This is a genomic window from Streptosporangium sp. NPDC002524 (genome assembly GCF_040295985.1).
In the GTDB taxonomy this organism is placed as follows: Bacteria; Actinomycetota; Actinomycetes; order Streptosporangiales; family Streptosporangiaceae; genus Streptosporangium.
This window is the reverse complement of record NZ_JBEOWK010000034.1, coordinates 1-24,823: the sequence shown is the minus strand read 5'-3', so window position 1 is coordinate 24,823 and position 24,823 is coordinate 1. Positions and strand designations below refer to the sequence as shown.

General features: G+C 73.0%; 18 protein-coding genes. 13 read left to right on the top strand and 5 right to left on the bottom strand.

The window, feature by feature from the left end; genetic code table 11:
* Positions 1–118: 118 nt before the first annotated feature.
* Positions 119–1,615, bottom strand: coding sequence for a lytic transglycosylase domain-containing protein (locus ABT053_RS38290; RefSeq protein WP_350976063.1), 1,497 nt, complete (start codon positions 1,613–1,615; stop codon positions 119–121).
* Between the two features lie 126 nt (positions 1,616–1,741).
* On the opposite strand from ABT053_RS38290, the gene ABT053_RS38285 reads away from it, so the two are divergent.
* The 3 genes from ABT053_RS38285 to sepH all read left to right on the top strand — a co-directional run bounded on the left by ABT053_RS38285 (position 1,742) and on the right by sepH (position 6,961).
* Positions 1,742–2,938 carry an MFS transporter gene (locus tag ABT053_RS38285; protein ID WP_350976062.1) on the top strand — a complete coding sequence of 399 codons (1,197 nt, stop codon included), beginning with the start codon at positions 1,742–1,744 and terminating at the stop codon, positions 2,936–2,938.
* Positions 2,939–3,084: 146 nt separating this feature from the next.
* Positions 3,085–4,398, top strand: coding sequence for a D-arabinono-1,4-lactone oxidase (locus ABT053_RS38280; RefSeq protein ID WP_350976060.1), 1,314 nt, complete (start codon positions 3,085–3,087; stop codon positions 4,396–4,398).
* A gap of 601 nt (positions 4,399–4,999) precedes the next feature.
* Entirely contained in the window at positions 5,000–6,961 is a 1,962-nt protein-coding gene (gene sepH, locus ABT053_RS38275) for a septation protein SepH (RefSeq protein ID WP_350976059.1), read from the top strand.
* A 56-nt stretch (positions 6,962–7,017) separates the two neighbouring features.
* On the opposite strand, the gene ABT053_RS38270 is transcribed toward sepH, so the two are convergent.
* Together ABT053_RS38270 and ABT053_RS38265 are read right to left on the bottom strand one after the other, a co-directional pair.
* Positions 7,018–8,994 (bottom strand): PH domain-containing protein, encoded by a 1,977-nt coding sequence (locus ABT053_RS38270; protein WP_350976058.1) that lies wholly within the window; start codon positions 8,992–8,994, stop codon positions 7,018–7,020.
* A gap of 140 nt (positions 8,995–9,134) precedes the next feature.
* On the bottom strand, positions 9,135–9,740 hold the full coding sequence (locus ABT053_RS38265) for a PH domain-containing protein (protein WP_350976056.1): 606 nt from the start codon (positions 9,738–9,740) through the stop codon (positions 9,135–9,137).
* 247 nt (positions 9,741–9,987) lie between these two features.
* On the opposite strand from ABT053_RS38265, the gene ABT053_RS38260 reads away from it, so the two are divergent.
* Both ABT053_RS38260 and ABT053_RS38255 read left to right on the top strand, forming a co-directional pair.
* Positions 9,988–10,974: an ATP-binding cassette domain-containing protein gene (locus ABT053_RS38260; protein ID WP_350976054.1), complete on the top strand. Its 987-nt coding sequence runs from the start codon at positions 9,988–9,990 to the stop codon at positions 10,972–10,974.
* Positions 10,971–11,780, top strand: a complete 810-nt coding sequence (locus ABT053_RS38255; RefSeq protein ID WP_350976052.1) for an ABC transporter permease — start codon at positions 10,971–10,973, stop codon at positions 11,778–11,780. Before ABT053_RS38260 ends, ABT053_RS38255 begins: the two co-directional genes overlap by 4 nt.
* A 59-nt stretch (positions 11,781–11,839) precedes the next feature.
* On the opposite strand, the gene ABT053_RS38250 is transcribed toward ABT053_RS38255, so the two are convergent.
* A complete protein-coding gene (locus ABT053_RS38250; protein ID WP_350976050.1) occupies positions 11,840–11,995 on the bottom strand; it encodes a hypothetical protein in 156 nt (51 codons plus the stop codon).
* Positions 11,996–12,089: 94 nt separating this feature from the next.
* Between ABT053_RS38250 and ABT053_RS38245 the strand changes: the two genes are divergently transcribed.
* The 7 genes from ABT053_RS38245 to ABT053_RS38215 all read left to right on the top strand — a co-directional run bounded on the left by ABT053_RS38245 (position 12,090) and on the right by ABT053_RS38215 (position 22,239).
* A complete protein-coding gene (locus tag ABT053_RS38245) occupies positions 12,090–15,428 on the top strand; it encodes a DEAD/DEAH box helicase (RefSeq protein ID WP_350976049.1) in 3,339 nt (1,112 codons plus the stop codon).
* A 15-nt stretch (positions 15,429–15,443) separates the two neighbouring features.
* Positions 15,444–15,614 carry a pentapeptide repeat-containing protein gene (locus tag ABT053_RS38240; RefSeq protein ID WP_350976144.1) on the top strand — a complete coding sequence of 57 codons (171 nt, stop codon included), beginning with the start codon at positions 15,444–15,446 and terminating at the stop codon, positions 15,612–15,614.
* 423 nt (positions 15,615–16,037) lie between these two features.
* Positions 16,038–16,604 (top strand): YbhB/YbcL family Raf kinase inhibitor-like protein, encoded by a 567-nt coding sequence (locus ABT053_RS38235; RefSeq protein ID WP_350976047.1) that lies wholly within the window; start codon positions 16,038–16,040, stop codon positions 16,602–16,604.
* Positions 16,605–16,787: 183 nt separating this feature from the next.
* A complete protein-coding gene (locus ABT053_RS38230) occupies positions 16,788–18,410 on the top strand; it encodes a hypothetical protein (RefSeq protein ID WP_350976046.1) in 1,623 nt (540 codons plus the stop codon).
* Positions 18,411–18,482: 72 nt separating this feature from the next.
* A complete protein-coding gene (locus tag ABT053_RS38225; RefSeq protein WP_350976045.1) occupies positions 18,483–20,741 on the top strand; it encodes a SulP family inorganic anion transporter in 2,259 nt (752 codons plus the stop codon).
* A 68-nt stretch (positions 20,742–20,809) separates the two neighbouring features.
* Entirely contained in the window at positions 20,810–21,802 is a 993-nt protein-coding gene (locus ABT053_RS38220; RefSeq protein WP_350976043.1) for an NAD-dependent epimerase/dehydratase family protein, read from the top strand.
* Between the two features lie 8 nt (positions 21,803–21,810).
* On the top strand, positions 21,811–22,239 hold the full coding sequence (locus ABT053_RS38215; RefSeq protein WP_350976042.1) for a VOC family protein: 429 nt from the start codon (positions 21,811–21,813) through the stop codon (positions 22,237–22,239).
* A 360-nt stretch (positions 22,240–22,599) separates the two neighbouring features.
* On the opposite strand, the gene ABT053_RS38210 is transcribed toward ABT053_RS38215, so the two are convergent.
* Positions 22,600–23,055 (bottom strand): hypothetical protein, encoded by a 456-nt coding sequence (locus ABT053_RS38210; protein WP_350976040.1) that lies wholly within the window; start codon positions 23,053–23,055, stop codon positions 22,600–22,602.
* A gap of 235 nt (positions 23,056–23,290) precedes the next feature.
* Here ABT053_RS38210 and fxlM point away from each other — a divergent pair, with 235 nt between their 5' ends.
* Complete coding sequence (fxlM, locus tag ABT053_RS38205) at positions 23,291–24,463, top strand: methyltransferase, FxLD system (RefSeq protein WP_350976038.1); 1,173 nt, start codon at positions 23,291–23,293, stop codon at positions 24,461–24,463.
* Positions 24,464–24,823: the final 360 nt, after the last annotated feature.

Here is a 24,823-nt window from a genome sequence, read left to right as displayed (position 1 = left end):
TGGTCGTGGGCGCGGCCGGGCGCGGGACCGCTGATCGGCGAGGGCCGCTGATCCGCGCGGGCCTCAAGGATGGTCGCGGGATCCAAGCGGTCGCGGGGTCCGGGCGGGCGCGGGCGCGTCAGGGGTAGGCGGCGGCGTAGCCGCGGGAGATGCCCATGACCTTGGCGACGTACGACCAGGAGTGGTTGTAGAACCAGATGGCCTTCTCCAGCTTCTTGCCGCCCCGGCCCGCCCCGTTGGCGCACAGGTAGTTGGCCGCGCCGGGGACCGCGTCGTACGGGTTCCAGATGTCGGCGACCCCGTCGGCGTCGCCGTCCACGCCGTAGGCCTTCCAGGTGGCGGGCATGAACTGCATCGGTCCCTGCGCGCCCGCCGAGGAGGGGCCGTTGTTGCGCCCGTGCGAACTCTCCACCTGGCCGATCGCGGCCAGGATCGTCCAGGAGAGCCCCGGGCAGACCCCGGCCGCCTTGCGGTAGAGCTCCAGGTAGCTGCCCGGCCTGCCGACCGTGGCCTGCCGCACCCCGCCGGTGCCCGCCCTCCCGGTCGTCCCGCCGGTGGTGGGCTTCAGGGTGGGTTTCGCCGCACGGGGGCCGCCGACGGCGACCACGTGGGACCCCGGGCCCAGCAGCCTGCCCACCCGCGTCCTGAGGACGCCGGCGGCCTTCTCCGGGCTGTGCACGAGCAGCGCCACGCCCGGCAGCAGGCCCAGCCTGCGGCCGGTCTCCTCCCCCACGATGCCGTCCACGCCGGGCAGGCCGAACCCGGCGGAGGCCGCGGCCCGCAGCCGGGGGCCGCCGTCCACCTGGTACTCCGAGCCGAGGACCAGTCCGAGGCGGCGTGCCGCCGCGCTGTCGGCGACGAACTCGCCCCTGGTGAGGGCGTTCCAGATCCCCTGCTGCTCGGCGACGGCCCTGGGGGCCCAGGCGCGGAAGCGGGCCGGATCGACCGCGATGAGGTTGAGCCCGACCCCGGACACCTTGACCGCCCCGCCGTCGAAGGAGTCGATCTTCTGGACGTACTTGAGCCGGGAGATGTCCTCCTTGGTCTGCTCGGTCAGCGTCGAGGGGGAGATGACCAGCAGCCGGGGCGGGGTGGGGGTGAGCCCGGAGGCACCCGTCGCCCCTGGCCGGGGGACGGGGGTCTCGCCGGTTCCCGGCCCGGCGGTCGGTCCCTGGGAGGCGGAATCGCGCGAACCCGGATCCAGCGGATCCGGATTCTGCGAGGTCAGGTCCTGCGGGGCCGGGTTCTGGGGGTCCGGGACCTGCGTGACCGGGTTCCGCGCGGCGGGATCGTCTCCGGCCCGCGTGTCCGGGATCTGGTTCGGATCCGGGTTCGCGTCAGGGTTCGCCGTACCCGCCGTACCCGCTGTACCCGCCGTACCCGCTGTACCCGCCGGGGTCGCGGGAGGGCTCGCCACCGGCGCGATCGCCGACAAATCCCGGATGCGGGACTCCACGACGGCGCTCTCACCCGAGCCCGCGGAGGCCGCGGAGGCCGCGGGAGTGACGGGGCGACCGGCGTTGATCATCGCGAGCGCGACGCCGCCGAGGGCGAGGAGGGCGGTGATGACCACTGCGACTGGGACGAACAACCGCAACCCGGAAAGACGTGACACCGCGCTCACGTTAGCTCCATCGGAGCGTGTCGTGAGCCGTTGCCCGGAAAATCACTTGCCGATCGGCGGTCCTGTGCGAAATCGTCGGCCTGCTTCCGCGCGCGCGGAGCGGCAAGGAGACGATCGGTGGTCGGGCCGTACCGGGGGCTCTTCAGCACGCCCGGTGTCAGGGGTTTCGTCGTCGCGGGGTTCGTCGGGCGGATGCCCATGGCGATGCTCGGCATCGGCATCATCCTGCTCATCGAGGCGCTCACCGACTCCTACGCGACGGCGGGCGCGGTCGCGGCCACCGTCAACGTCTCCATGGCCGTCGCGGCCCCGCTGTCGGGGCGCCTGGTGGACAGGTTCGGCCAGGCCAGGGTAGTCGTCCCGCTCACCCTGACGCACGGCGCCACGCTGGCGGGCCTGATGCTCTGCGCCCACTACGGCGCCCCTCTCTGGACCCTCTTCGCCACCGGCGTCGCGGTCGGCGCGACCGCGCTCTCGCTCGGCTCGCTCGTGCGCGCCCGCTGGTCGCACCTGCTGGCCGGGTCGGGGAGGCTGCACACCGCGTTCTCCTTCGAGTCGGTCGCCGACGAGGTCATCTTCGTCGCGGGCCCGGCGCTGGTCACCGCCCTGGCCACCACGATCAACCCGTACGCCGGCCTGATCGTGGCTCTGACCTGCACGGTCGTGGGCACCGTCGCCTTCGCGCTGCAGCGCGGCACGGAGCCGCCCGTCCGTCCCAGGCAGGCCGGGTCCGGCACCCCGATCACCATTCCCGGCGTCGCCCTGATGTCGTGCGCGTTCCTCGCGATGGGCGCGGTGTTCGGCTCGGTCGACCTGATCACGGTCGCGTTCGCCGACGAGCGGGGCGCCAAGCCCGTGGCGGGGCTGCTGCTCGCCTCGTTCGCCGCCGGAAGCCTGGTCTCCGGCCTCTGGTACGGCTCGCGGCGGTGGAGCATCCCGCTGAGCAGCAGGTTCGTCCGCTCGCTCGCGGTGTTCGCGGCGGGCCTGACCCCGATCACGCTCATCGGCGACCTCAGGCTCATGGCGGGCGCGCTGTTCCTCGCCGGGCTGGCCATCTCCCCGACCATCATCACCGGCTACAGCCTGACCGAGCGGCTGGTCCCGGCGGGCCTGCTCACCGAGGGCATGGCGTGGATCTCGACGTCGGTCGGGTTCGGCGTGGCGATCGGCGCGTGGGCGGGGGGCAGGCTCACCGACGCGTTCGGCGCCTCCAACGCCTACGGGTTCTCCTTCGCCTGCGCCCTGCTGGCCGTGGCGGTCGGCGTCGGCGGTTCCGCCTGGCTGCGGACCCCTGTTGCCCGGCCGCAATCGTGAGTATCGTTCATATTCGCTGGCGAGACACGCGGCCGTGAACCGAACGTGAACCGGCGGTGGCCCACCCGACCGTGGGCGGGACTCCCCCGTGAGCGGGCGTCGGCGCCCCCGGACGGCCGGGCGCCGCCCGCGGGGCAGGAGTGACCATGGGCGAGACCTTCCGCAACTGGGCCGGGAACCAGTCCGCCACCCCCGCGGAGGTCCGCGCGCCCTCCTCCGCCGAGGAGGTCTCCCGGGCCGTACGGGACGCCGCCGCGGCGGGCCGCCGGGTCCGCATGACCGGCACCGGCCACTCGTTCACCCCGGTGGCGCTCACCGACGGCCTCCTGCTGCGGCCCGGCGCGCTGACCGGGATCCGCGAGGCCGGGGACGGCTGGGTGACGGCCGAGGCCGGGACGACGGTCGGCGCCCTCAACCGGGAGCTGCACCGCAGGGGCCTCGCCCTCGCCAACATGGGCGACATCGACGCCCAGACCGTGGCCGGGGCCATCCAGACCGGCACCCACGGCACCGGCAGGGACGTCGGCGGGATGGCCGACCAGGTGCTCGCGCTGGAGATGGTCCTCGCCGACGGCGAGATCGTCACGGTCCGCGGCGACGGCGACGGGAAGATCCGCGGGGTGGCCGAGAAGGACCTGTTCAACGCCGCCAGGGTGAGCCTGGGCGCGCTCGGCGTGGTGACCGCGGTGACCTTCCGGGTGGAGCCCGCCTTCCTGCTGCGCAGCGTGCGGGAGCCGATGACGCTGACCGCGATCCTCGGCTCCCTCGACGCGCTCGTCGCCGGCAACGAGCACCTCGACTTCTTCTGGATGCCGCACACCGACGCCTGCCTGACCAAGCGCAACAACCGCGACCCCGGGCCGGCCAGGCCGCCGGGCGCGTTCAAATACTGGTTCGACAACCGCTTCATGGAGAACACCCTGTTCGGCGCGCTGTGCGGCGTCGGCGGACGCTACCCGGGCGCCATCCCCCGGCTCAACGCCCTCTCGGCCGCGACCCTGTCGGCCTCGGCCCACACCTACGCCTCGCACAGGGTCTTCACCAGCGTGCGGGAGGTGCGCTTCCTGGAGATGGAGTACGCCATCCCGCGAGAGCACCTCGGCCAGGCCCTCCGCGAGGTCCGCGACCTGCTGGACCGGCGCGACTGGAGGATCAGCTTCCCTGTCGAGGTGCGGGTCACCCCGGCCTCGGACGCCTGGCTGTCCACCGCCTACGGCAGGGACTCGGCCTATCTCGCCTGCCACGTCTACCGGCCGACCCCCAACCCGGCCTACTTCGAGGGCGTCGAGGAGATCATGACGAGGCTCGGCGGACGGCCGCACTGGGGCAAGCTGCACACCCGCGACGCGGCCTACCTCGCGGGGGTCTACCCCCGTTTCGCTGACTTCCTGGCGGTACGGGATGCTCTCGACCCGGGGCGCGTCTTCGCCAACGACCACCTCGACACCGTCCTGGGCTGAGCGACGGCGCCCTCCGCTTTCCCCGGGCCACCCGGCCCCGTTCCCCCGAATCGGCCGCTTCTCGCCAGCTTTCGGTAAAGGGTGGCGCAAAGGCTCGCTCGAAGAGTGACGCGTCCGCGTGTCCCGCCGTTCCCCGGGCGCGTACGAGGGGCAGATTCGCAGACGCCCGCGCCCGCTCGACCCCGAGGGAGTCCGCTGGAGATGACCTTCTCCCGCCGTCCATGTCAGCCGCCGCCGCGTCCCGTCCTCACGGACCTCGTCACGGACCGCGACGACCGGCCTCCGCACAACGCCGCAATCGCGGCATACCCCCACCGGACCGGCGGACCGGCCTCACCGCCATCTCCCGGTTCTTGGTGGAAGTCCGCAGCGGTTCCCGGAGTTATCCGTGAGAATCCCTTGAGGACCCCGAAGTTGCTGCTCCAGCCCGGTGCCCTGTAATTAGATGAATGGAGCAAATGTGACCGGCGTCACATCGCTGCGAGCCCCATCCAGGAAGGCGATGTTCGGACATGCCGGGTACGGTGCTGGCAGGCAACCGGCACACGCGAGAGACTCAAGGGTCCGGGGGAAGATTGAGCACGACGACGAAGGGACTCGCATGCAGGAGCTCCGACTCGTCGCGGTGAGTGAGGACGGGACCTATCTCGTGCTGGCGACAGCCGGCCGGGGTACCCGGTTCACGCTGCCCGTCGACGACCGGCTCCGTGCTGCCGTCCGCGGCAACTTCTCCCGTCTCGGCCAGTACGAGATCGAAGTGGAGAGTCCGTTGCGCCCCAAGGAGATCCAGGCCCGGATCCGTGCCGGCGAGACCGCGGAGGAGATCGCCAACACGGCGGGAATCCCGGTCGAGCGCGTGCGATGGTTCGAGGGTCCCGTGCTCCAGGAACGTGAGTACATGGCACAGCAGGCGCAGCGCTGCGCCGTACGCCTGCCCGGCGACTCCGCTCCCGGTCCCACCCTCGGCGACCTCGTCGCCGAGCGGCTGACCCGCCGCGGCGTCCCCGCCGACGAGATCGAGTGGGACTCCGCCAAGCGGGACGACAACATGTGGCGCATCAAGCTCGGGTTCGTGTGGAACGGTCACACGCGCAACGCCGAGTGGCTCTTCGACCCGCGACGGCGCCACATCACGCCCCACGACGACGAGGCCCTGCGGCTGTCCAGCGGCGAGGACGTCGAGCCGTTCGAGGACACCACGGTCACGCCGTTCGTGCCGCGCGTGGCCAAGCTCGCGCCGGTGCCGCCGCTGGCGCCCGAGCCGCTGAACCAGCCGCCGGTGGCCTTCCCCTCGGTCCTGCGGCACGAGACCCCGGCCCAGCCCCGGCCCGCCTACGCGCAGGCCGAGACCGCCGCGCCCCCGGCTTCCCCCACGCCGTCGGTGCCCTCGGTGCCCTCGGCGCCCTCTCCGTCCCCGGCCGCCTACCAGCAGCCGCCCATGCCCCCGCTCCCCGCCGGGTACGAGGCGCCGAGGGTCTCGGTGCCGCCGCTGCGCGCCCCCGACCCCGCCGGATACCAGCAGGAGAGGGCCCCGGAGCCCGCCGCCCCCGCGCCGGTCCAGGGCTCCGAGCCCGCCGCGCGGGTCAGGCCCCCCGAGCCCGTGCTGCCCGAGCCCCTCGCCCCATACCCACCTCCGTACGAGCCGGTCACCCCGGCGGCGCACGAGCCGGTCACGTACGAACCGGCCGCGTACGAGCCGGTCACGCCGGCCGCGTACGAGCCGCTCGTCGCGCCGGAGCCGGAGCCCCCGGCGCCCGTCGCGCCGCAGCCCGTCCTCACACCGCAGCCCGCCCCGCAGCCCGCCGCGACGGTGGCCGAACCGCCCGTGGTGGCGGCCGGGCCGCCCGCGGTGACCGCGCCGGACCCGGCGCCCGCCGCGCACGGACCCGCCACCGCGCCCGAACAGGCCCTCCCGCGGGAGCCGTCTCCTGAGCCCGGACCGGCCCTGCCCCCCGCGGCGGCCACCGCGCCGGAGACCGTGACCGAGCCCGCGGCGGCGAAGGCCCCGGAGGTCGTACGGGCACCGGAGGTCGCGAGGACTCCGGAGGTCGCGAGGAGTCCGGAGGTCGCCGAGGTCGCGCAGCCCTCGCTGTCCCCCGCCGCGGCCACGGCGGAGTCGGCCGAGTCCGCTCAGGCCGCCCAGGCAGCTCAGACAGCTCAGGCCGCCGTCCCGTCCGGCCCCGCCGGGCAGCGGTCCCCCGCCGCCGCCGGAAAGGCCGTCGAGCAGGCTTCCTCGGAAGCGGAGAAGACCGTCGCGGCGAAGGAGACCCCCGCCTCCGAGCCCGCGACGGAGACCGGATCGGCCCAGGAGGGTTCGATAGCTGTACCGGCGGCGCGCGTCAGCGTGGACGAGCGGGCCAAGGCCGAGCCGGGCAGGCAAGAGACACAGGGGGACACGGGGGCCATGCAGGAGACCAAGGTCGACAAGCCCGCGGCGGAGAAGCCCGCGGAGCCGCCGAAGCCGGCACCGGCTCCGGCGCGGCCTGCCAAGAAGTCCCGGGGACGGCGCGCGTCCGTGCCCACCTGGGACGAGATCATGTTCGGCGCTCGCCGCCAGGACTGACCGCACCGCGCGAGGCGGGGGCCACCGGGACACCGGTGACCCCGCCTCGTCGTGTGTCAGCCGCCCCCGGGGACGTCAGGAGCGCTGGAGGTCCTCGGAGCGGCAGATGCGTCCGGAGCGGGAGCGCTGTCCGGAGCGGGAGCGGCGTCCGGAGCGGGAGCGGCGTCCGGAGAGGGAGCGCTGTTCGGAGCGGCGTCCGGAGTGGCGTTCGGAGCGGCGGAGGCTTCCGGGATGAGGAACGGGGTGAGCCAGGCGGGGGTGACCTCGGCGGCGAAGGCGGGGCCCTCGGCCTCGCCGACGTCGACGGCCGCGTAGCCGCCGGTGCCCGCCCCCACGCCCGCGGTCACGGTCAGCAGACCGGCGCGGCGCTGGAACCAGGTCTGGCTCAGGGTCCAGCCGACCACGGCCCGCCGCTCCACCACCGCCTGGGAGCGCCGCAGCGACCCCGACCGGACCGACAGGCGGCTCCCGTCGTACGTGTGGCCGAGGGACCGGTAGCGGTCGAGGCCGAGCGGTACGCCCAGCAGCGCGAGGAGCAGGGCGGGCACCGCGAGCACCCACCAGATCCCGGACCACAGCAGTGCGGGCGTCGCCGTAGCGGCGGCGATCACCAGCCACGGGAAGATCGCCCGGAACAGCCTGCGCCTGCGCGCCGCCGGCGGGTGCGGCCGCAGCCCGGTGGCGATCGGGCCGATCGCCTCGCCCACCACGCCGAGCACGACGTCCCTCGGGGCGACGGGCATCAGCTGGCCCCGGGTCTCCGAGTCGCCGAGACCGGTCACGATCGCCCACGCGCGGCCGAGCCCCGCCCGGCGCTCGGCCGGTCCCTCGACGAACTCGAACCCCCGCACCCTGCGCCGCTCCAGCGACACGCTCCTGCGCGTGATCAGACCGCGCCCGGCGATCAGGTATCCCTCGCTGGCGCGGAGGGTGAAGTCCCAGTTGAACACCGCGTACATGATCACGGCGATCACCGGCATGGCGAGGAGCAGCAGCACCAGGGCCGCGACGAGCAGGGGCGGATGCTCCCAGATCCACTCCCCCGCGCCCACCACGACCCGCCTGTCGATCCTGAACTCGCTGCCCCACTGGAACGCCAGGCCCACGGCACCGGCCACCAGCGCGAACGGGGTCAGCAGGTAGGCGCCGGAGATCGGGCCGTACGCGAGCCACTTCCTCGGCATCACGAAGAACACCCGCTCGGGGGTCGTGTCGCCCACCTCGTGGCGGGCGGAGGATCCGGCGGGCACGTCGGGCGTGCCCGCGGTGAGCTCGCCGGACGGGGTGCCGGGGACGGAGGTGGCCGCCGGCGCCGCCCCGCGCGCCTGGACGCGCCTCGCGGTCCTGGCGCGGGCGTGCCAGAGCAGCACGGCCTTGAGCCGCTCCCCCTCCGCGACGGTGACCCCGTCGAGCTCGCCCTCCTGCTTCTCGTCCCCGCCCGCGCCGGTGTCGATCCGCAGGACGGCGATGCCGAGCAGGCGGTGCAGCGGCGGGGCGCTGACGTCGACGCCGCGGATCCGCTCCAGCGGGATCGTCCGCACCGACCTGCTGATCAGCGACCGGGTGAGTTCCAGCCGGTCGCCGACGATCTGGTAGGTGAAGGTGACCCAGCGCACGGCCGCGAACACGACGGAGCCGACGACGGCCGTCGCCGCCCACCCGAACGACCCGAGGGAGAAGCCGCCGAGGAACAGGACACCGGCCAGCGGCAGGAGGAGCGAGGGCAGCATCCGGATCGGGTCGGTCAGCAGCACCTTCGGGCTGAGCCGCAGGGGCCTCTCCGTCGGCGTCCTCTCCACCGGCGGGCCCCCCGGCCCCTCCACCCCCGGCGGGACCCCTTCCGGTACGGCTCCCGTACCGGCCACGTCACCGGCGGGCGTACGCGAGAGTCCGGGCTCGTCTCCGGGCTCGTCACCGCCCGGGACGGGCGGGTGGTCCGGCACGCCGGGCGCGCGCGGGGGACCTGGCCCGTCACCGCCCTGAACGGGCGGGTGGTCCGGCGCGCCGTCGTCGGCGGCGGCCCGTGCGCTCACCTCGGGGCCGTCCGGCCCGGCCCGCGAACCCGCCCGCGCGTCGGCACGCGGGCCGGCTCCGGCCGGCGGATGCCCGTCAGACGCGTGTCCGTCGGGTGGGCCGCCGGCGGGTGGGCGGCCGGGATCGGGGGAGGATTCGGTCACGTCGCGTCGTCCCTGAGCTCTTCCGCCCGGCGGGCGAGACCCTCGGCCAGCTCGGCGGCGACCTGGTACTCAAGCCCCTTGATGGTGGACGAGCCCGCGTGGGAGGCGGTGCGGATCTCGACCGTGGCCAGGCCCAGCAGGCGCTCGAACCAGCCCTGCGCCTTGTCGACCGTCTGGATCCTGCTGACGGGGACGAACACCCATTCCCTGCTGAGCCACCCGGAACGGGCGTAGACGACGTCCCCGCCGAGCTCCCACCGGTGCACGGCGTACCGCCAGAACGGCTCGACGAGCGTGCCGGGGATCAGGAGCAGCACCATCAGCCAGGGCAGCCACCAGATGTTGTCGAGCGCCCACCCGGGGAGCCAGGACCACCCGTCCTCGTCGATCCACCTGGCCAGGAAGAAGGAGCCCCCGACCAGGAGAACGGACCAGAACAGCCCCTCAAGCAGCCACAACAGGATGGCCTTGCGGGAGACCGGGTTGGCGGGGGCGCGCAGGGAGACTCCGGTGCGGCGCTCGCCCGGCAGACCGGCCACCCCGGCCCCCTGGGAGGCGGCGCTGTGCTCAGCGGCGCTGTGCTCATCGGCTCGGTCACTCACGCTGTCAGCCTAAACGCTCTTGTCCCGGCGGGCGTTCCGGCCTCGTCACGGAAAAACCCCGCCGGGCACTGGGGAAGGCGGCACCGCGAGCGCGGGAGAGGGTGCCCCGGCACCCCCGGTACGCCGGCGAGGCACCCCCTCGTTCGTGCGCCGGTGTTCCCCTCGCCTCCGTCCCAGTTGAAGCGCGGAAAAGTGTCGGTGCCGCAGGGCATGCTGGGGACCCGATAATTACCGAGAGGCGCGAATGATGACTTATGCGATCCAGGCCGAGGGTCTGGTGAAGCGCTACGGGGAGACCCGCGCGCTGGACGGGGTGGATCTCGTCGTGCCGCAGGGGCGGTTGCTGGGCGTGCTGGGCCCCAACGGAGCGGGAAAGACCACCGCGGTGCGGATCCTGGCGACCCTGCTGCGTCCGGACGCCGGCACCGCCAGCGTCGGCGGCTACGACGTGACGCGCCAGGCGCACCAGGTGCGCTCGCTGATCGGCCTGACGGGCCAGTACGCCGCAGTCGACGAGATGCTCACCGGCGTCGAGAACCTGATGATGATCGGCCGCCTGCTGGGCATGACGCGTGCCGGCTCCCGGGCACGCGCGGGCGAGCTGCTGAGGCGCTTCGACCTGTCCGACGCCGGGGGGCGCGCCACCAAGACCTACTCCGGCGGCATGCGCCGCCGCCTCGACCTGGCCGCCAGCCTGGTCGGCCGCCCGCAGGTGCTCTTCCTCGACGAGCCCACCACCGGGCTCGACCCGCGCAGCCGCACCGAGCTGTGGAGCGTGGTGCGCGGCCTGATGGCCGACGGCGTCACGGTGCTGCTCACCACCCAGTATCTGGAGGAGGCCGACCAGCTCGCCGACGACATCGTCGTCTTCGACCACGGGAAGGTCATCGCCTCCGGCACCTCCGACCAGCTCAAGGCGACCACCGGCGCCCAGGTCCTGGAGGTGCGTCCCCTGGAGGCCGAGCACCTCGACCTGGTCGGCAAGATCATGGCCGGTGTGCTGGGCGAGACGCCCGACCTCAACGGGGGCAGGGCCACCGCCGCCGTCCACGACCCCGCCGTCGTCCCCGCGATCGTGCGTCTCCTCGACGACCAGGGCATCGTCGCCTCGGAGCTCGCGCTGCGCAAGTCCAGCCTCGACGAGGTGTTCCTGTCCCTCACCGGCAGGCTGCCGGACGACGAGACCGCCCCCGGCGACGAGGGCACCCCCCGCAAGGAAGAGGCCTTCGCATGACCACGCTGACGACGACCATCCCGCAGGTGGCCGCCAAGCGCGTCACCCCCCTGGCCACGCTGCAGCAGACCATGACCCTGGCCTGGCGCAGCCTGGTCCAGATCAAGCACAACCCGTGGGAGCTGCTGGATCTGAGCATCCAGCCCATCATGTTCCTGCTGCTGTTCACCTACGTCTTCGGCGGCGCCATCTCCGGGTCCACCGGCGACTACCTGCAGTTCGCCCTGCCCGGCCTGCTCGTGCAGAACGCCCTGTTCTACACGCTGTCCACCGCCATCGGCCTCAACACCGACATCACCAAGGGCGTCTTCGACCGGCTGCGCAGCCTGCCCATCGCCCGCACCGCGCCCCTGTCGGGACGCGTCATCGCCGACACCGCCAAGCAGGTGTGGGCGTTCGCCCTGCTGATCGGGTTCGGCATGGTGCTGGGCTTCCGGGTGACGACCAGCGTCTTCGGCCTGCTGGGCGCGCTGGCCCTGCTGGTCGTGGTCGCCCTCGCCATGTCCTGGATGTCGGTGCTGATCGGCCTGAAGGCCTCCAGTCCCGAGAAGGTGCAGATGATCTCCTTCTCCACGATGATGCCGCTCACCTTCACCAGCAGCGCGCTGGTGCCCTCGGCCACCTTCCCGTCCTGGCTGAAGACCTGGTCGGACATCAACCCGGTCACGCACCTGGCGGACGCCATCCGGGGCCTTCTCATCGGTGGCGACGTCGGCCAGGCGACCTTCTTCTCGCTGCTCTGGGCCGTGGGGTTCGCCGTGGTCTTCGCCCCGCTGGCGATCCGCGCGTTCCGCAGCCACGTCTAGTCTGTCGGCAGGCCGGGCTCGGGGGTGACGCCCGCCGGACGACGGAAGGCTAGGGGTGGTCACGTGCTCGTGGTCCATGGCGTGTGGGTGGACGGGTTCCTGGGGGTCTGGGCGGAGGACACCGCCCGGGCCCCCAGGTCCGTCTCCCGTGCCGCCCCGCGCCCGCACCCCTTCGCGGCGTCCACGACCGCGCTGGCCACCGCCCTCGGTGGCATTTTGGGGGATTTATCAATAGAAGCTCTGAATGAGGCGCTAAGCGAAGTTTCGGGTAGGCCCCTCCCCCGAGGTGCGAGTGGGGGCCGCGAGGCCGTGGCGGCCCCTCAGGGGGCCGCCACGGGCACCCCTGCCGCCACGGGCACCCCCTCCGTCGCGCGGATCCCAGGCGTCACGAGCACCGGGACGGTCGCGACCCCGGCCGACACCACGGCCGTCGAGGGTGAGCTGGTCCTCCTGCTCCCCGGCTCGGCCTCGGGCCCGCTGCCCTCTCCCGAGTCCGGACTGGCGAGCCGGGCCCGGAGCCCGAGGATCTCCGCCTGGCGGGTCCCCGCCCTGCTGTTCCGGCCGGCCGGCGCGCTCCGCCTGCTCGGCTCGCTGTCGGACCTCGGCCCAGTCGGCCCCGTCGGTCTCGGGACCGGCCTCGGCACCGGTCTCGGCGTCGGTCTCGGCGTCGGGAGCGCGGGCGGCGCCGGGAATGCCGGAGATCCCGGAAATGCCGAGGAGGCCGGGGACGCCGGGAGGACTGGGGATACCGAGAGTACCGGGGAGGCCGGGGATCTCGTGTGGGAGCCCGCGCTCTCGCTGCGCTACCTCGCCGTGGTCGCCGAGCACGCTCGCGGCCTGGTCCGGCGCGGCCGGATCCTTCCCCAGCTCGTCCTTGAGGGACCGGAGGGAGACGTCCACGCCGCCCGCTGGCGCCCGGTGCTGACCGGCGCCGACCTCGCCGCGCTGCCCGCCCTTACCGCCGCGATGCCGCCGGTGTGCAGGGCGGTGGTCCGCGAGAGACCGGCGGGAGAGGTGCTGAGAGAGGCCCTGGACGGCCTGGTCGACGGCGCGGCACGGCTGTCACTGCCCGGCCGCCTGATCCTCGGCAACCGTCCCGGCCCCAAGACCGCCCTGCCCGACCGCTGGCTGTACGCCCTGACCGGCGAGGACGCCTCGCTCCCCGGCGCGAGGCAGGACGAGGCCACGGCGCTCGGCGAGGCCCTGACCGGCTGGTTCGACTCGGCACACGAGCTGGGCGGACCGGTCAGGGTCTGCTTCCGGCTGATCGAACCGGCCGGCGACGGCGACTCCTGGAGGGTCGAGTTCGGCCTCGCCCCGGCGGCCGACCTGGACACCGTCCCCGGCGGGGGACACGACGGCGGCGAAGAGCACACGGGAGACCGGAGACGCGAACGCGGCGGAGGGCACCCCGGAGAGCAGCAACGGGACGGCGACGGAGGACTCCACGAAGGCCGGGAACGCGAAAACGGCGGAGAGTTCCCCGGAGACCGGGGACGCGAAGGCGACGGGAACGGCCGGGGGCGTGAGGACCACGAGCCCGTCCGGTATCTGTCGGCCGAGCGGATCCGGGCCGGTGAGCGGGCGCCGTGGCTGCCCGAGCGGCCCGGGGAGCTGATCCGCGCCGACCTCAGCCGGGCCGTACGCCTGCATCCCGACCTCTACGTCGCGCTGCGCGCCCCCGAGCCGGTCGCCCTCACGGTGGAGACGGCGTGGGCGTTCTCGTTCCTCCGCAACGGCGCGCCCATGCTCAGGGCGGCGGGATACGGCGTACGGCTCCCGGCCTGGGCCGGACGCCAGGGGCTGGGCCTGAAGCTGACCACCCGCACGCTCACCGGCGGCGACGCCGGTGACGGTGGCGGTGGCGGCGAGGGGTTCGGCCTCGGCGGGCGGGTGAGCGTCCGGCTGGACGTCGCCGTCGGCGACCATACGATCAGCGCGGAGGAGCTGGCCGGGCTGGCCGCGCTCCGCATCCCCCTGGTACGGGTCAGGGGCCGCTGGGTCGAGCTGGACGACCAGCAGGTCAAGGCCGCCCTGAAGGTGATCGAGCAGCGCGGCGGCGGCGAGCGGACCGTCGGCGAGGTGATCCGCGAGGTCGTGGAGGGCGGCGACGAGAGGCTGCCGCTGATCGCGGTCGACGCGGACGGCCTGCTGGGCGACCTGCTGTCCGGCGAGGCCGACCGCCGTCTCACCCCGGTGGCCCCGCCCCGGGCGCTGCGCGGATCCCTCCGCCCCTACCAGGAGCGCGGCCTGTCCTGGCTGAGCTTCCTGTCTGGGCTCGGCCTGGGGGGCATCCTCGCCGACGACATGGGCCTCGGGAAGACCGTCTCGACCCTCTCACTCCTGCTGTCGGAGCGCGAGACCGGCACGCCCGCCCCGACGCTGCTGGTCTGCCCGATGTCGCTGATCGGCAACTGGCAGAAGGAGGCGTCCAGGTTCGCCCCGTCGCTCCGCGTCCACGTCCACCACGGCGGCACGCGCAGGCGCGACGAGGAGCTGGCCGCCGCCGTGCGGGAGGCCGACCTGGTGGTCACCACGTACGGCACCGCGCTGCGTGACCTGGGGGCGCTCGCGGGACTCGGGTGGGAGCGGGTGGTCTGCGACGAGGCGCAGGCCATCAAGAACAGCTCGGCGCAGCAGTCCAGGGCGGTGCGGTCCATTCCCGCCCGCACCCGGCTGGCGCTGACGGGCACGCCGGTGGAGAACCACCTGGCGGAGCTCTGGTCGATCATGGAGTTCTGCAACCCCGGCCTGCTCGGCCCGGCCAGGCGGTTCAGGACCCGTTACCAGGAGCCGATCGAGACGCGGCGCGATCCCGACGCCACCGCGGCGCTGAAGCGGGCGACCGGTCCGTTCGTGCTGCGGCGGCTCAAGACCGACCGCTCGATCATCTCCGACCTGCCGGAGAAGCAGGAGATGAAGGTCTGGTGCACGCTCACCCCGGAGCAGGCGGAGCTGTACAGGGCCGTGACCGGCGAGATGCTGGGAAGGATCGACGCCTCCACGGGCATCGAGCGGCGTGGCAACGTGCTGGCGACCATGACGAAGCTCAAGCAGGTCTGCAACCACCCGGCCCAGCTGCTCAAGGACGGCTCGCGGCTGGCGGGCCGGTCGGGGAAACTGGCCCGGCTGGAGGAGCTGGCCGAGGAGATCGTCGAGGAGGGCGACAAGGCGCTGGTCTTCACCCAGTACGCCGCGTTCGGCGCCCTGTTGCAGCCCTACCTGGCCGCCCACCTGGACCGGCCGGTGCTGTGGCTGCACGGCGGGCTGCCCAAACGCAAACGCGACGCCCTCGTCGAACGCTTCCAGGGCCAGGACGAGCCGATGCTGTTCCTGCTCTCGCTCAAGGCCGCCGGGGTCGGCCTGAACCTCACCGCCGCCACCCACGTCGTCCACGTCGACCGGTGGTGGAACCCGGCCGTGGAGGACCAGGCGACCGACCGGGCCTTCCGGATCGGCCAGACCAGAAACGTCCAGGTCAGAAAGTTCATCTGCCTCGACACGCTGGAGGAGCGCATCGACGAGATGATCGAACGCAAGAAGGCCCTGGCCCAGAGCGTGGTCGGCACCGGCGAAGACTGGATCACCGACCTGTCCACCGACCAACTGCGCGAACTGTTCCGGCTCGGCCCCGGGGCGGTGAGCTGACATGCACGACACCGGATCCGGCGCCAGGCCGCCGGACGGGCGAACCTCCAAGGCGCAGAGCTCCGGGGAGCGGACCTTCGACGAGCGGATCGGGGACTTCTACTCCCCCGCCGTCTCCCTGAACCGCCTGCGGCCCCGGCCCGACGTCACCGGAGCCCCGGCCGACCTGCTGCTGCGGGCCCTTGAACCGCCGGCGGTCAAGGTACGGCACATCCCGCTGGTCGACCTGCTCAGGAAGCCCTACCGGGAGCTGGGCGGCGACTGAGGCCTCGGACCCACCGGCCCCGCGGGCGGCCCGGCCGGTGGGCGACCCGGCGGATGAGCGCCAGAACGGACGGGCGGCCCAGCGGATAGAGGGCCCGGATAGAGGGCCCGGCGGATGGGCGGTCCGGCCGCCGGGCGGCTCGGCCCGACAAGCACCCGGCCGGTGGGCGGCTCGACGGACGGGCGGTCCGGCGAGGGGCGGCCCGGCGGGTGGAGGAAACTCGTTTTGGAAGTCACTCCAACCCCTTCCGCCCCTCGATTTCCTGCTATTTCAGACTTTTTCCCTGCGGCAGAACCTCGCGATCCGGTCTGCACATCTTCCAGACCCGCGTAGCATCATCGGGCATGGGGCAGCCGAAAACGTCTACGCGCCGCCCGCGGCACACCTCGAGAGTGGCGGTGGCCGCGGCGCTCGTCGCCATGTCCTCGGGCTGCGGGATGGCGAGCGGCATGGCCTCCACGGAACGGCTGCAGCTGGAGCCGATCAGCGTCTCCAGCCCTCAGGTCAAGGACGGCGGCCCCCTGCCGTCCGACTACTCGTGCAAGGGTTCGGCCGGTAACCCGCCGCTCCGCTGGTCTCGCGTGCCGGAGGGAACGAAGTCCGTCGCGATCGTGGTGGACAACAACTCCCGGACCGGCGGCGAGGTGAACTGGGTCGTTTTCGACATCGATCCGCGGACTAACGAGCTACCGGAGGGTAGCGTCCCGGTGGGAGCCGTGGAAGGGAGCACGACGAGCGGCAAGGTGGGCTATAGCCCTCCGTGCGACGCCCAGGAGAACTATCGTTTCACTGTCTACGCGCTGGACGGCAAGGTCGATCTTCGTAAGGGGACTCTCCTCAACGAGACCTTGAAGAGCATCGCGGACAAGACGATCGCCTGGGGGCGGCTCACCGCGGCGCACATCGAGTGACTGGCCAAACACCGGAGGTAGTAATGGTTACCAATTCTTCACTTAGGGTGTGACAACGCTCATAGTGGTCCGACACAATCAGATCCAATGTCCAAGCGCAGGTGATGCATGGGGGCAGGTCGCGTCGATGGCCGCGCGATCTCACCGGCGCCGCTGTAAGGCCATGGCCTTGAGGGTGGTGCAATGATCGCGGTCGTAGTAAGCCTGGTCGCCGTCGTGCTCCTCGTGCTCGTCGTCGTGGCACTGGGAATGCGGTCGATGAACCGCAGGGAGAGCGCACTCCCCGCGGAGCGCCTACGGGAGATGGCGGAGAAGGAGGCGCTGACTCCGACCATGTCCAGCGACGACTTCGCCACCAGAGAACCGAAGATGAACCATTTCACCCCCGACCTGACCCCGTTCGACGAGCCGAAGCCGCCGCGCCAGCCGAGGCCGCCGAGCTCCCGGGGCAAGCGTGGGCTGAACGAGTTCGGCCAGGTGGACGACTACGACGACGACTACTGGACGCGGCTCCAGGCCGACGAGGGCGGTTTCGGAGGATCCCTGGCGGCCCGGATGGGCGCGAGCCGTCCCGTCGAGCAGGAGGGCCAGAAGGCCGACCCCGACGCGGTGACCGTGCAGGCCCCGCTGCCGACCAGGCCCCAGCCGCCCCGCGCCACCCCGCAGCGGCCCCCGGCCCCGCCGGCCAGGTCCGCTCCCGAGCCCGCCATCGCCTCCGCCTCCCTGCCCTCCGGCCTCTCCGACCTGGTCGCCCCGGTCCAGCCGAACCCGGCTCCCACGGCCGCCTCGCTCGCCGAGCAGAAGACCGTGACCTTCGCGGCTCCCACCCCCGGCGCCTTCGGCGAGGCCCGCCCCTCCCGGGCGGGTTCCCGTCGCGGCGGCAACAGGGCTCCCTCGCAGCCGGCCGCCCAGTCCACCCAGGGCGGCTCGCCCCGGTCCGCCCAGGGCGGGTCCCGGCCCGATCCGCTGAACGACCCGCTCGGCGGCTCCTACGCCCGTCGCGGCGCGGGCTCCGCGGCGAACGGCGCGGGCTCCCGGCCCAGCGGCGCCGCCTCCCCGGCGAACGGCAACGGCGCCCCCGGCACCCGCCCCGGCCCGGCCGGTGGCCGTCCCGGCCCCGGCGGTGCCTCCGGCGCCCCGATGCCGCCGATGGGACCCACGACCAGCGGCGGCTTCCCCGCGATGCCCGACCCGCTCGCCGCCACCTACCGCACCCCGCCGCAGCCACCCGGCCCCGGCAACGGCGGCCCGGCGGAAAACCCGTGGGCGCAGGCCACGAACCCCTCCTCGGGGGGCTGGCCCGCGGCCAACACCGCCGACATCCTCGACGACCCCGGCCCGTCCTACTCCTCGTACCAGACGCCGGTCTACAACGCTCCGCCCACTGGCTCGTACGAGGTCAGCTCCGGCTGGGCCACCATCGAGGACGACGCGATCACCGGCCCGAGCCCGGCCGTGTCCACCTCGACCGGCCCCTCCCGGACCTTCTCCCCGACCCCGAACTCCGGACCCGCCCCCGCTCCGAGCCCTGCCCCCGGCCGTCAGGCCGACCCGCGGGGCGGGGCGGCGACGGGCGGATACGGCTACGAGCCCCGGCAGGCGAGCCCGGCCAGCCCGGCCGCCTGGCCGGAGCCCGGCGCCCCGAACGGGAGTGACGCGGCGAGCTGGCCGAGCTACGGCGAGCTCTACGGCACGGCACCGGCCCCCGAGGCCGCGGCCACCGGCACCGACGCACGAGGCCGCGCGAGCTCGCGGGGCAACCACCACCGGGCGCAGGAGCCCGACTACCCCGACTATTACCGCTGATTCTTTCCGTCCTCCGTAAAGGCCTCGGGTAAACGCCCGGATGGCACGGGGCAGCACCGTAAGGTCTGCCCCATGGAGACGGACACGAAGAGCGACGGTGTTCTGACAGCGGGTGGCATCGCCTCCGTGCTGCGGCATGACCTGCCCGCCTCCCTGGTGGTCTTCCTGGTGGCCGTGCCCCTCTCGCTGGGCATCGCGGTCGCCTCGGGAGCGCCACTGGCGGCGGGACTCATCGCCGGCGTGGTGGGCGGCGTGGTGGCGGGTTTCCTGGGCGGCTCAGTCGTCCAGGTGAGCGGGCCGGCGGCCGGGCTCTCCCTGGTGGTGGCCGACCTCGTGATCACGTACGGCTGGCGGGCCACCTGCATGATCACTCTGCTCGCGGGCGTCCTGCAGCTGCTGCTGGGCGTCTGCAAGGTCGCCCGTTCGGCGCTGGCGGTCTCCCCCGCCGTGGTCCACGGCATGCTGGCCGGGGTGGGCGTGGTGATCGCCCTCTCCCAGCTGCACGTGGTGCTCGGCGGGAGCCCGCAGCGCTCGGCGGTCGAGAACCTGATCGAGCTGCCCCAGCAGATCATCCACAACCACACGCACGCGGTCTTCGTCGGCCTGCTGACCATCGCGGTCCTGGTCGCCTGGACCCGCCTTCCGCAGCGGCTGCGGACCCTCCCCGCTCCGCTGGCGGCCCTGTTCGTCGCCTCGGTGACCGCCTGGGCGCTCGGCTGGGAGGTCACCCGGATCGACCTGTCGGCCAGCCTGGACTCCTGGGCCTCTCCTGTCTGGCCCGAGGGCGACTGGCACGGGATCATCGGGGCGGTGCTGCTCGTGGCCCTGCTCGCCGGGGTGGAGTCGCTGCTGTGCTCGGTGGCCGTCGACAAGCTGCACGACGGCAGGCGCTCCGACCTCGACAGGGAGCTCACCGGCCAGGGCGTGGCCAACATCGTGACCGGCGCGCTGGGCGGGCTGCCGGTGGCCGGGGTCATCGTCCGCAGCACCACCAACGTCCGCGCCGGGGCCCGCAGCCGCTGGTCCACGATCCTGCACGGGGTCTGGATCCTGCTGTTCGCGGTCGGGCTGGGGTGGATGATCGCGCTGATCCCGATGGAGGCGCTGGCCGCGCTCCTGGTCTTCATCGGCGTGCAGATGGTCAACATGGGGCACCTGCGCAACCTGCGCGGCCACAGCGAGGTCCCGGTGTACGTCGTCACGATGGCCGGGGTGGTGCTGCTCGGTCTCGCCGAGGGCGTGCTGGTCGGGCTCGGCCTCGCCGCGCTGTTCGCGTTGCGCCGCCTCACCCGGGTGACCGTACGGGCCATGGCGGAGGCCGACGGCCACTGGCACGTGGTGATCGCCGGCTCGCTGACCTTCCTGGGGGTGCCCACGCTCACCTCGGAGCTGCGGGCCATCCCCGCGGGGGCCGCGGTCGACCTCGACCTGAACATCGACTTCATGGACAACGCGGCGTTCGAGGCGATCCACGACTGGCGCAACGAGCACGAGCGCGCCGGCGGGACCGTGAACATCGACGAGATCCACGACGAGTGGTACTCCATGGCGGCCAGCGGGGTCCGGGTGCTCCCCGCCAAGACGCCGCCCCTCGCCCCCGACCGGTGGTGGCTGCCCTGGTCCCACCGGCGGAACGGGCAGCGGGCGAGCAGCCGGCCGCTGGTCGCCGCCCGGCACGCGCCCCGCGACGACGGCCCCGCCAGTCCCGCCGTGCCCGACCTGCTGGCCGGGGCGCGGGAGTTCCACCGGCGTACGGCTCCGCTGGTCCGTCCCCTCCTGCACGACATGGCGCGCGGGCAGGAGCCCTCGCATCTCTTCATCACCTGCGCCGACTCCCGCATCGTGCCGAACCTGATCACCGCCAGCGGTCCCGGGGACCTGTTCACCGTCCGCAACCTCGGCAACCTGGTGCCCCGGCTGGGGTCGGTGCCGGCGGACGACTCGGTGGCGGCGGCGATCGAGTACTCCACGGGCGCGCTCAACGTCCGTACCATCACGGTCTGCGGGCACTCGGGCTGCGGGGCGATGGCCGCGCTGCTCAGCGGGGGTGAGAAGGCGGCGGGCCTGCCCGCGTTCGGCCGCTGGATGCGCCACGGCAACCACACCCTGGCGCGGTTCATCGAGGGCGAGAGCGCCGGTGAGGACGACGGGCCGCTGGACCGCCTCTGCCGGGTCAACGTGATCCAGCAGCTGGAGAACCTGCGGACCTACCCGCAGGTGGACCGGCTCTTCCGCGCCGGGCACCTGGAGCTGGTCGGCATGTACTTCGACATCGGCACCGCCCGAGTGCACCTGCTGGAGCATCCTCCGACCGCGAGCCGTCCGCTGTGAGCGGATGACTTGCGCCACGGGTGAAAGCCTGTGGTCACGCACCGGCCGGGCGCGCAGGATGAGGCGCTATGAGGATACTGATCATCGGTGGCTCGGTCTTCGCCGGCCGGGCGGTCACGGAAGAGGCGCTGCGGCGCGGGCACGAGGTCACGACGTTCAACCGGGGGCTCAGCGGGGTGGACCTGCCGGGCGCGGAGGCGGTGAAGGGCGACCGCGGGGTCGCGGCCGACCTGGACCGCCTGGTGGAAGGCCGGGAGTGGGACGCCGTCATCGACGTCATCGGCAGGGTCCCGAGGCTGGTCGGCGAGTCGGTGCGCAGGCTCAACGGCCGGGCGGGCGTCTACACGTACGTCTCCAGCATCTCGGCGCTCGCCGACTTCCCCGCCAAGGCGTGCGACGAGAGCTCGCCGCGGTTCGAGTGCGCGCCGGACGCGGGGCCGGAGGACGGCGACTACGGCGCGCTCAAGGCGGGGTGCGAGCGGGCCGTGGAGGAGGGCTTCGAGGGTGAGGCGCTGATCATCCAGCCGGGTCTCATCCTGGGCCCGTACGAGGGCGTGGGCCGCCTGCCGTGGTGGCTGGACCGGATCTCCCGGGGCGGGCGGGTGCTGGCGCCGGGCGACCCCGGCCGCGCGATGCAGGTCATCGACGTGCGCGACCTCGCCGCGTTCGTCCTCGACCGCACCGAGGCGGGGAAGGCCGACCGGTTCCTCGCCAGCGGGGTGCCGGGCAACGTCACCTACGGCGGCTGGCTCGCCGAGTGCCGCGCGGTGACCGGCTCCGACGCCGAGTTCGTCTGGGCCGACGACCGGTTCCTGCTCGACCGGGAGGTGCAGCCGTGGACGGAGTTCCCGCTCTGGGCCCCGGACACCCCCGACTTCGCCGCCGTCTGGCTGCCGTCGTCGGCGAAGGCCCTCGCGACCGGGCTGACCTGCCGCCCGGTCGCCGAGACCGTGCGTGACACCTGGGCGTGGCTCCGCGACGTCCCCCCGGCGGAGCGGCCGTTCGGCAGGCACGGCATCGATCCCGAGAAGGAGGCCAGAATCCTCGCCGAGTGGGCATAGGGGTCTCCATGGAGATCCAGATCACTTTCGACGCCAACGATCCGCCGTCGCTCGCCGCCTTCTGGGCCGAAGCCCTCGGTTACCGCCTCCAGCCGCCCCCCGAGGGGTTCGGCAGCTGGGAGGCGTGGGAGGAGGCCCAGGGCATCCCCGAGGAGAGGCGTTCCAGCCGGTCGGCCATCGTGGACCCGGCCGAGGGGCGGCCCCGCTTCTACTTCCAGCGCGTGGCCGAGGGCAAGACCGCCAAGAACCGCGTCCACCTGGACGTCAACGTGAGCGGCTCGCCCGACACGCCGCTGGAGGAGCGCCGCAAGCTCGTGGAGGCGGAGGTGGGACGGCTCGCCGCCCTGGGGGCCGTCGAGGTGCGGACGGTGGAGGAGTACGGCGAATATTGGGCCGTCATGACCGATCCCGAGGGCAACGAGTTCTGCCTGCAGTAAGCATGCATTTCTACGCATACATCCTGTTGGTGGACGCATAGATTCATCGCTGTCCGGCTCCGTCCCCCGAATGCCGGACAGCGGTCCACGCTCCCAGGACCGGAGGTGGAGGGCGGCCGATTCCGCCCTCCACCCACCCGGACCCCCGCGCCCGGGCCGGCTCACGGGTCCCCATCCCGGCGCGGGCACGGGGGTCCGTCCAGGCACGGGCCCGGGAGTCCGGATGGGCACGAGCCCGGGGGTCCGTCCAGGCACGGGCCCGGGGGTCCGGGTGGGCACGAGCCCGGGGGTCGTCCCCGCGCGGGCAGTACCGGCAGGGGCGGCCCCCCGAACGCCGCCTGGCGACGCCCCCGGGTGCCGTCACGCCCGGCGGGTGTGCCTCATCGTCCAGTTGGTCTCCCAGGTCTTCTCCCCGTCCGCGGAGAACGCCTGCTCCCACAGGGCCGAGGTCGGCGTGATCTCCGACCAGGTGTAGCGCATCCGGATGGGCCTGCCCTCGCGGGTCTCGTCGCCGTGGAACACGCCCTTCCCGTCGGCGAACCTGCCGAAGACGGGACTGTGCATGACCCCGGTCTCGCTGTCGACCCAGTAGATCGCCCACAGTTCGCGTTCGACGTCGAAGGTTCGTATCGACGCCCCCTTGAAGCCCTTCGTGGGGAAGGTGATCTCGTCGAAGACTCCCGCGCCGTCGAAGAACCCGTGGCAGACGGCGACGCTGGGAAACTCCTCCCACTCGTCCTCCCCGCTCAGCGGTTTGAGGAGCCTGCGGTTGTCTATGTCCCAGGTGCCGTGCAGGAAGTCGAAATCGCTGTTCATGCTGGGATGTTAAAGCCGTTCTCCGCCATTCTCAGCCGGTTGGGGATTGAAATATCCCGCCCGCGCGGGCGTTGCGCGGCATCCGTATGAGGGGTACCGTCACGCCCCCCGGGACCCGTGCGCCTTCCCGCCCGATCCCGGCACGGGGAGACGGGAGACGGCGCACCACGGGGACGTTCGACATGTGCGGGGGCATATAACTCAGGGCACTACGCATACGGCACGGAGGTCGGCGATGACTGAGTGGCACGCGTTACGGGAAGAGCTGGTCTCGCGGGTGAGCGCGCGGGGCATCAGCGAGGTCGTGGCCGACGCGTTGCGGACGGTGCCGCGCCACGTGTTCCTGCCGGAGCTCGCGGCCGAGGCCGTCTACCAGGACGACGCGATCGTGACCAAGCGCGACGTGGAGGGCCGTCCGATCAGTTCCTCCTCCCAGCCGGCGATCATGGCCCTGATGCTCGACCAGCTCGGCGTGGAGCCGGGACAGCGGGTGCTGGAGATCGGGACGGGGACGGGCTACAACGCCGCCCTGCTCGCCCATCTGGTCGGCCCGGAGGGCCGGGTGGTGAGCCTCGACATCGACTCCGACCTGGTGGCGCTGGCCGGGGAGCACCTGGCGGCCTCGGGCCACCCCGAGGTGAGGCTGGTGTGCGGCGACGGCGCGGAGGGGTTCTCCCCGGGGGCGCCCTACGACCGGGTGATCGCCACCGTCGGCGTGTGGGATCTCGCCCCGGCGTGGCTGGAGCAGCTCGCGCCGGGCGGGCGCCTCGTCGCCCCGCTGGACCTGCGGGGGGTGCAGCGCTCGGTGGCGATGGAACGGGACAACGGGCACTGGACGAGCCGCTCGGTGCTGCCCTGCGGGTTCATGCGGATGCGCGGCCCCTTCGCCGGTCCGGAGACGACGCTGGTGCTGGACCGGGAGTCCGACCTGATGATCTCGCTGCCCGAGGCGAGCGAGATCGGCGACGTGCTGGGGGCGCTCGACGGGCCCGTGGTCGAGCTGTCCACCGAGATCAGCGCCAGCCTCTCCCAGCTCCTCGACGGGCTGAGCCTGTGGCTCGCGGTGCACGAGCCCCGCTGGTGCACGATCTCGGAGGCGCGGCCCGGGTGGCTGGCCTCGCCCCCGCTCGACACGACGGGCTTCCGGATGGCCGTCGGCATCGTCGAGCGCGACAACCTCTGCCTGCTGGAGCCGTCACCGGACGGGACACTGATCGCGCGCGGCCACGGGCCGGACAGGGTTCGGCTGGCGAGCGAGATGGTCGCCCACATCCAGGCCTGGGACATGGCGGACAGGCCCATGACGTCGGGGCTGCGCGTCGACGCCTACCGGGGCGACCCGCCCGACGGCGGGCTCCTCATCCGCAAGCGCCACACCACGCTCGCCCTGTCCTGGAAGGACGTCTGACCCGCGTTCACCCGCCCGGGTGAGACTTTTCTTGATACTTGGCCCTTTCGCAGGGAAGATGGCCCGCGATCATGGCCGGGAGCCGGCAGCGTCGCGGCTCCCGGTCGTAGCCGGTGGTTCCCAGGTCACTCGCGTCTCGCGATCTTCCTGACGCAGGGATGGGGCACGTTCACCATGGGCCTCACCGTCGGCAGTGGCGCGGGCGGGACGGATGCGGAAGACTGCCTCGATGGCTATCGAGTACGTCCAGAGTGACCGGTTCCGTGGTGCCCGCATCCACCTGTGCGACCTCGCCGGTCTCGAGATCCGCGATTGCGAGGTCAGCGGTCTGAAGATCGTCGACTGCTATGGGGGCGACGT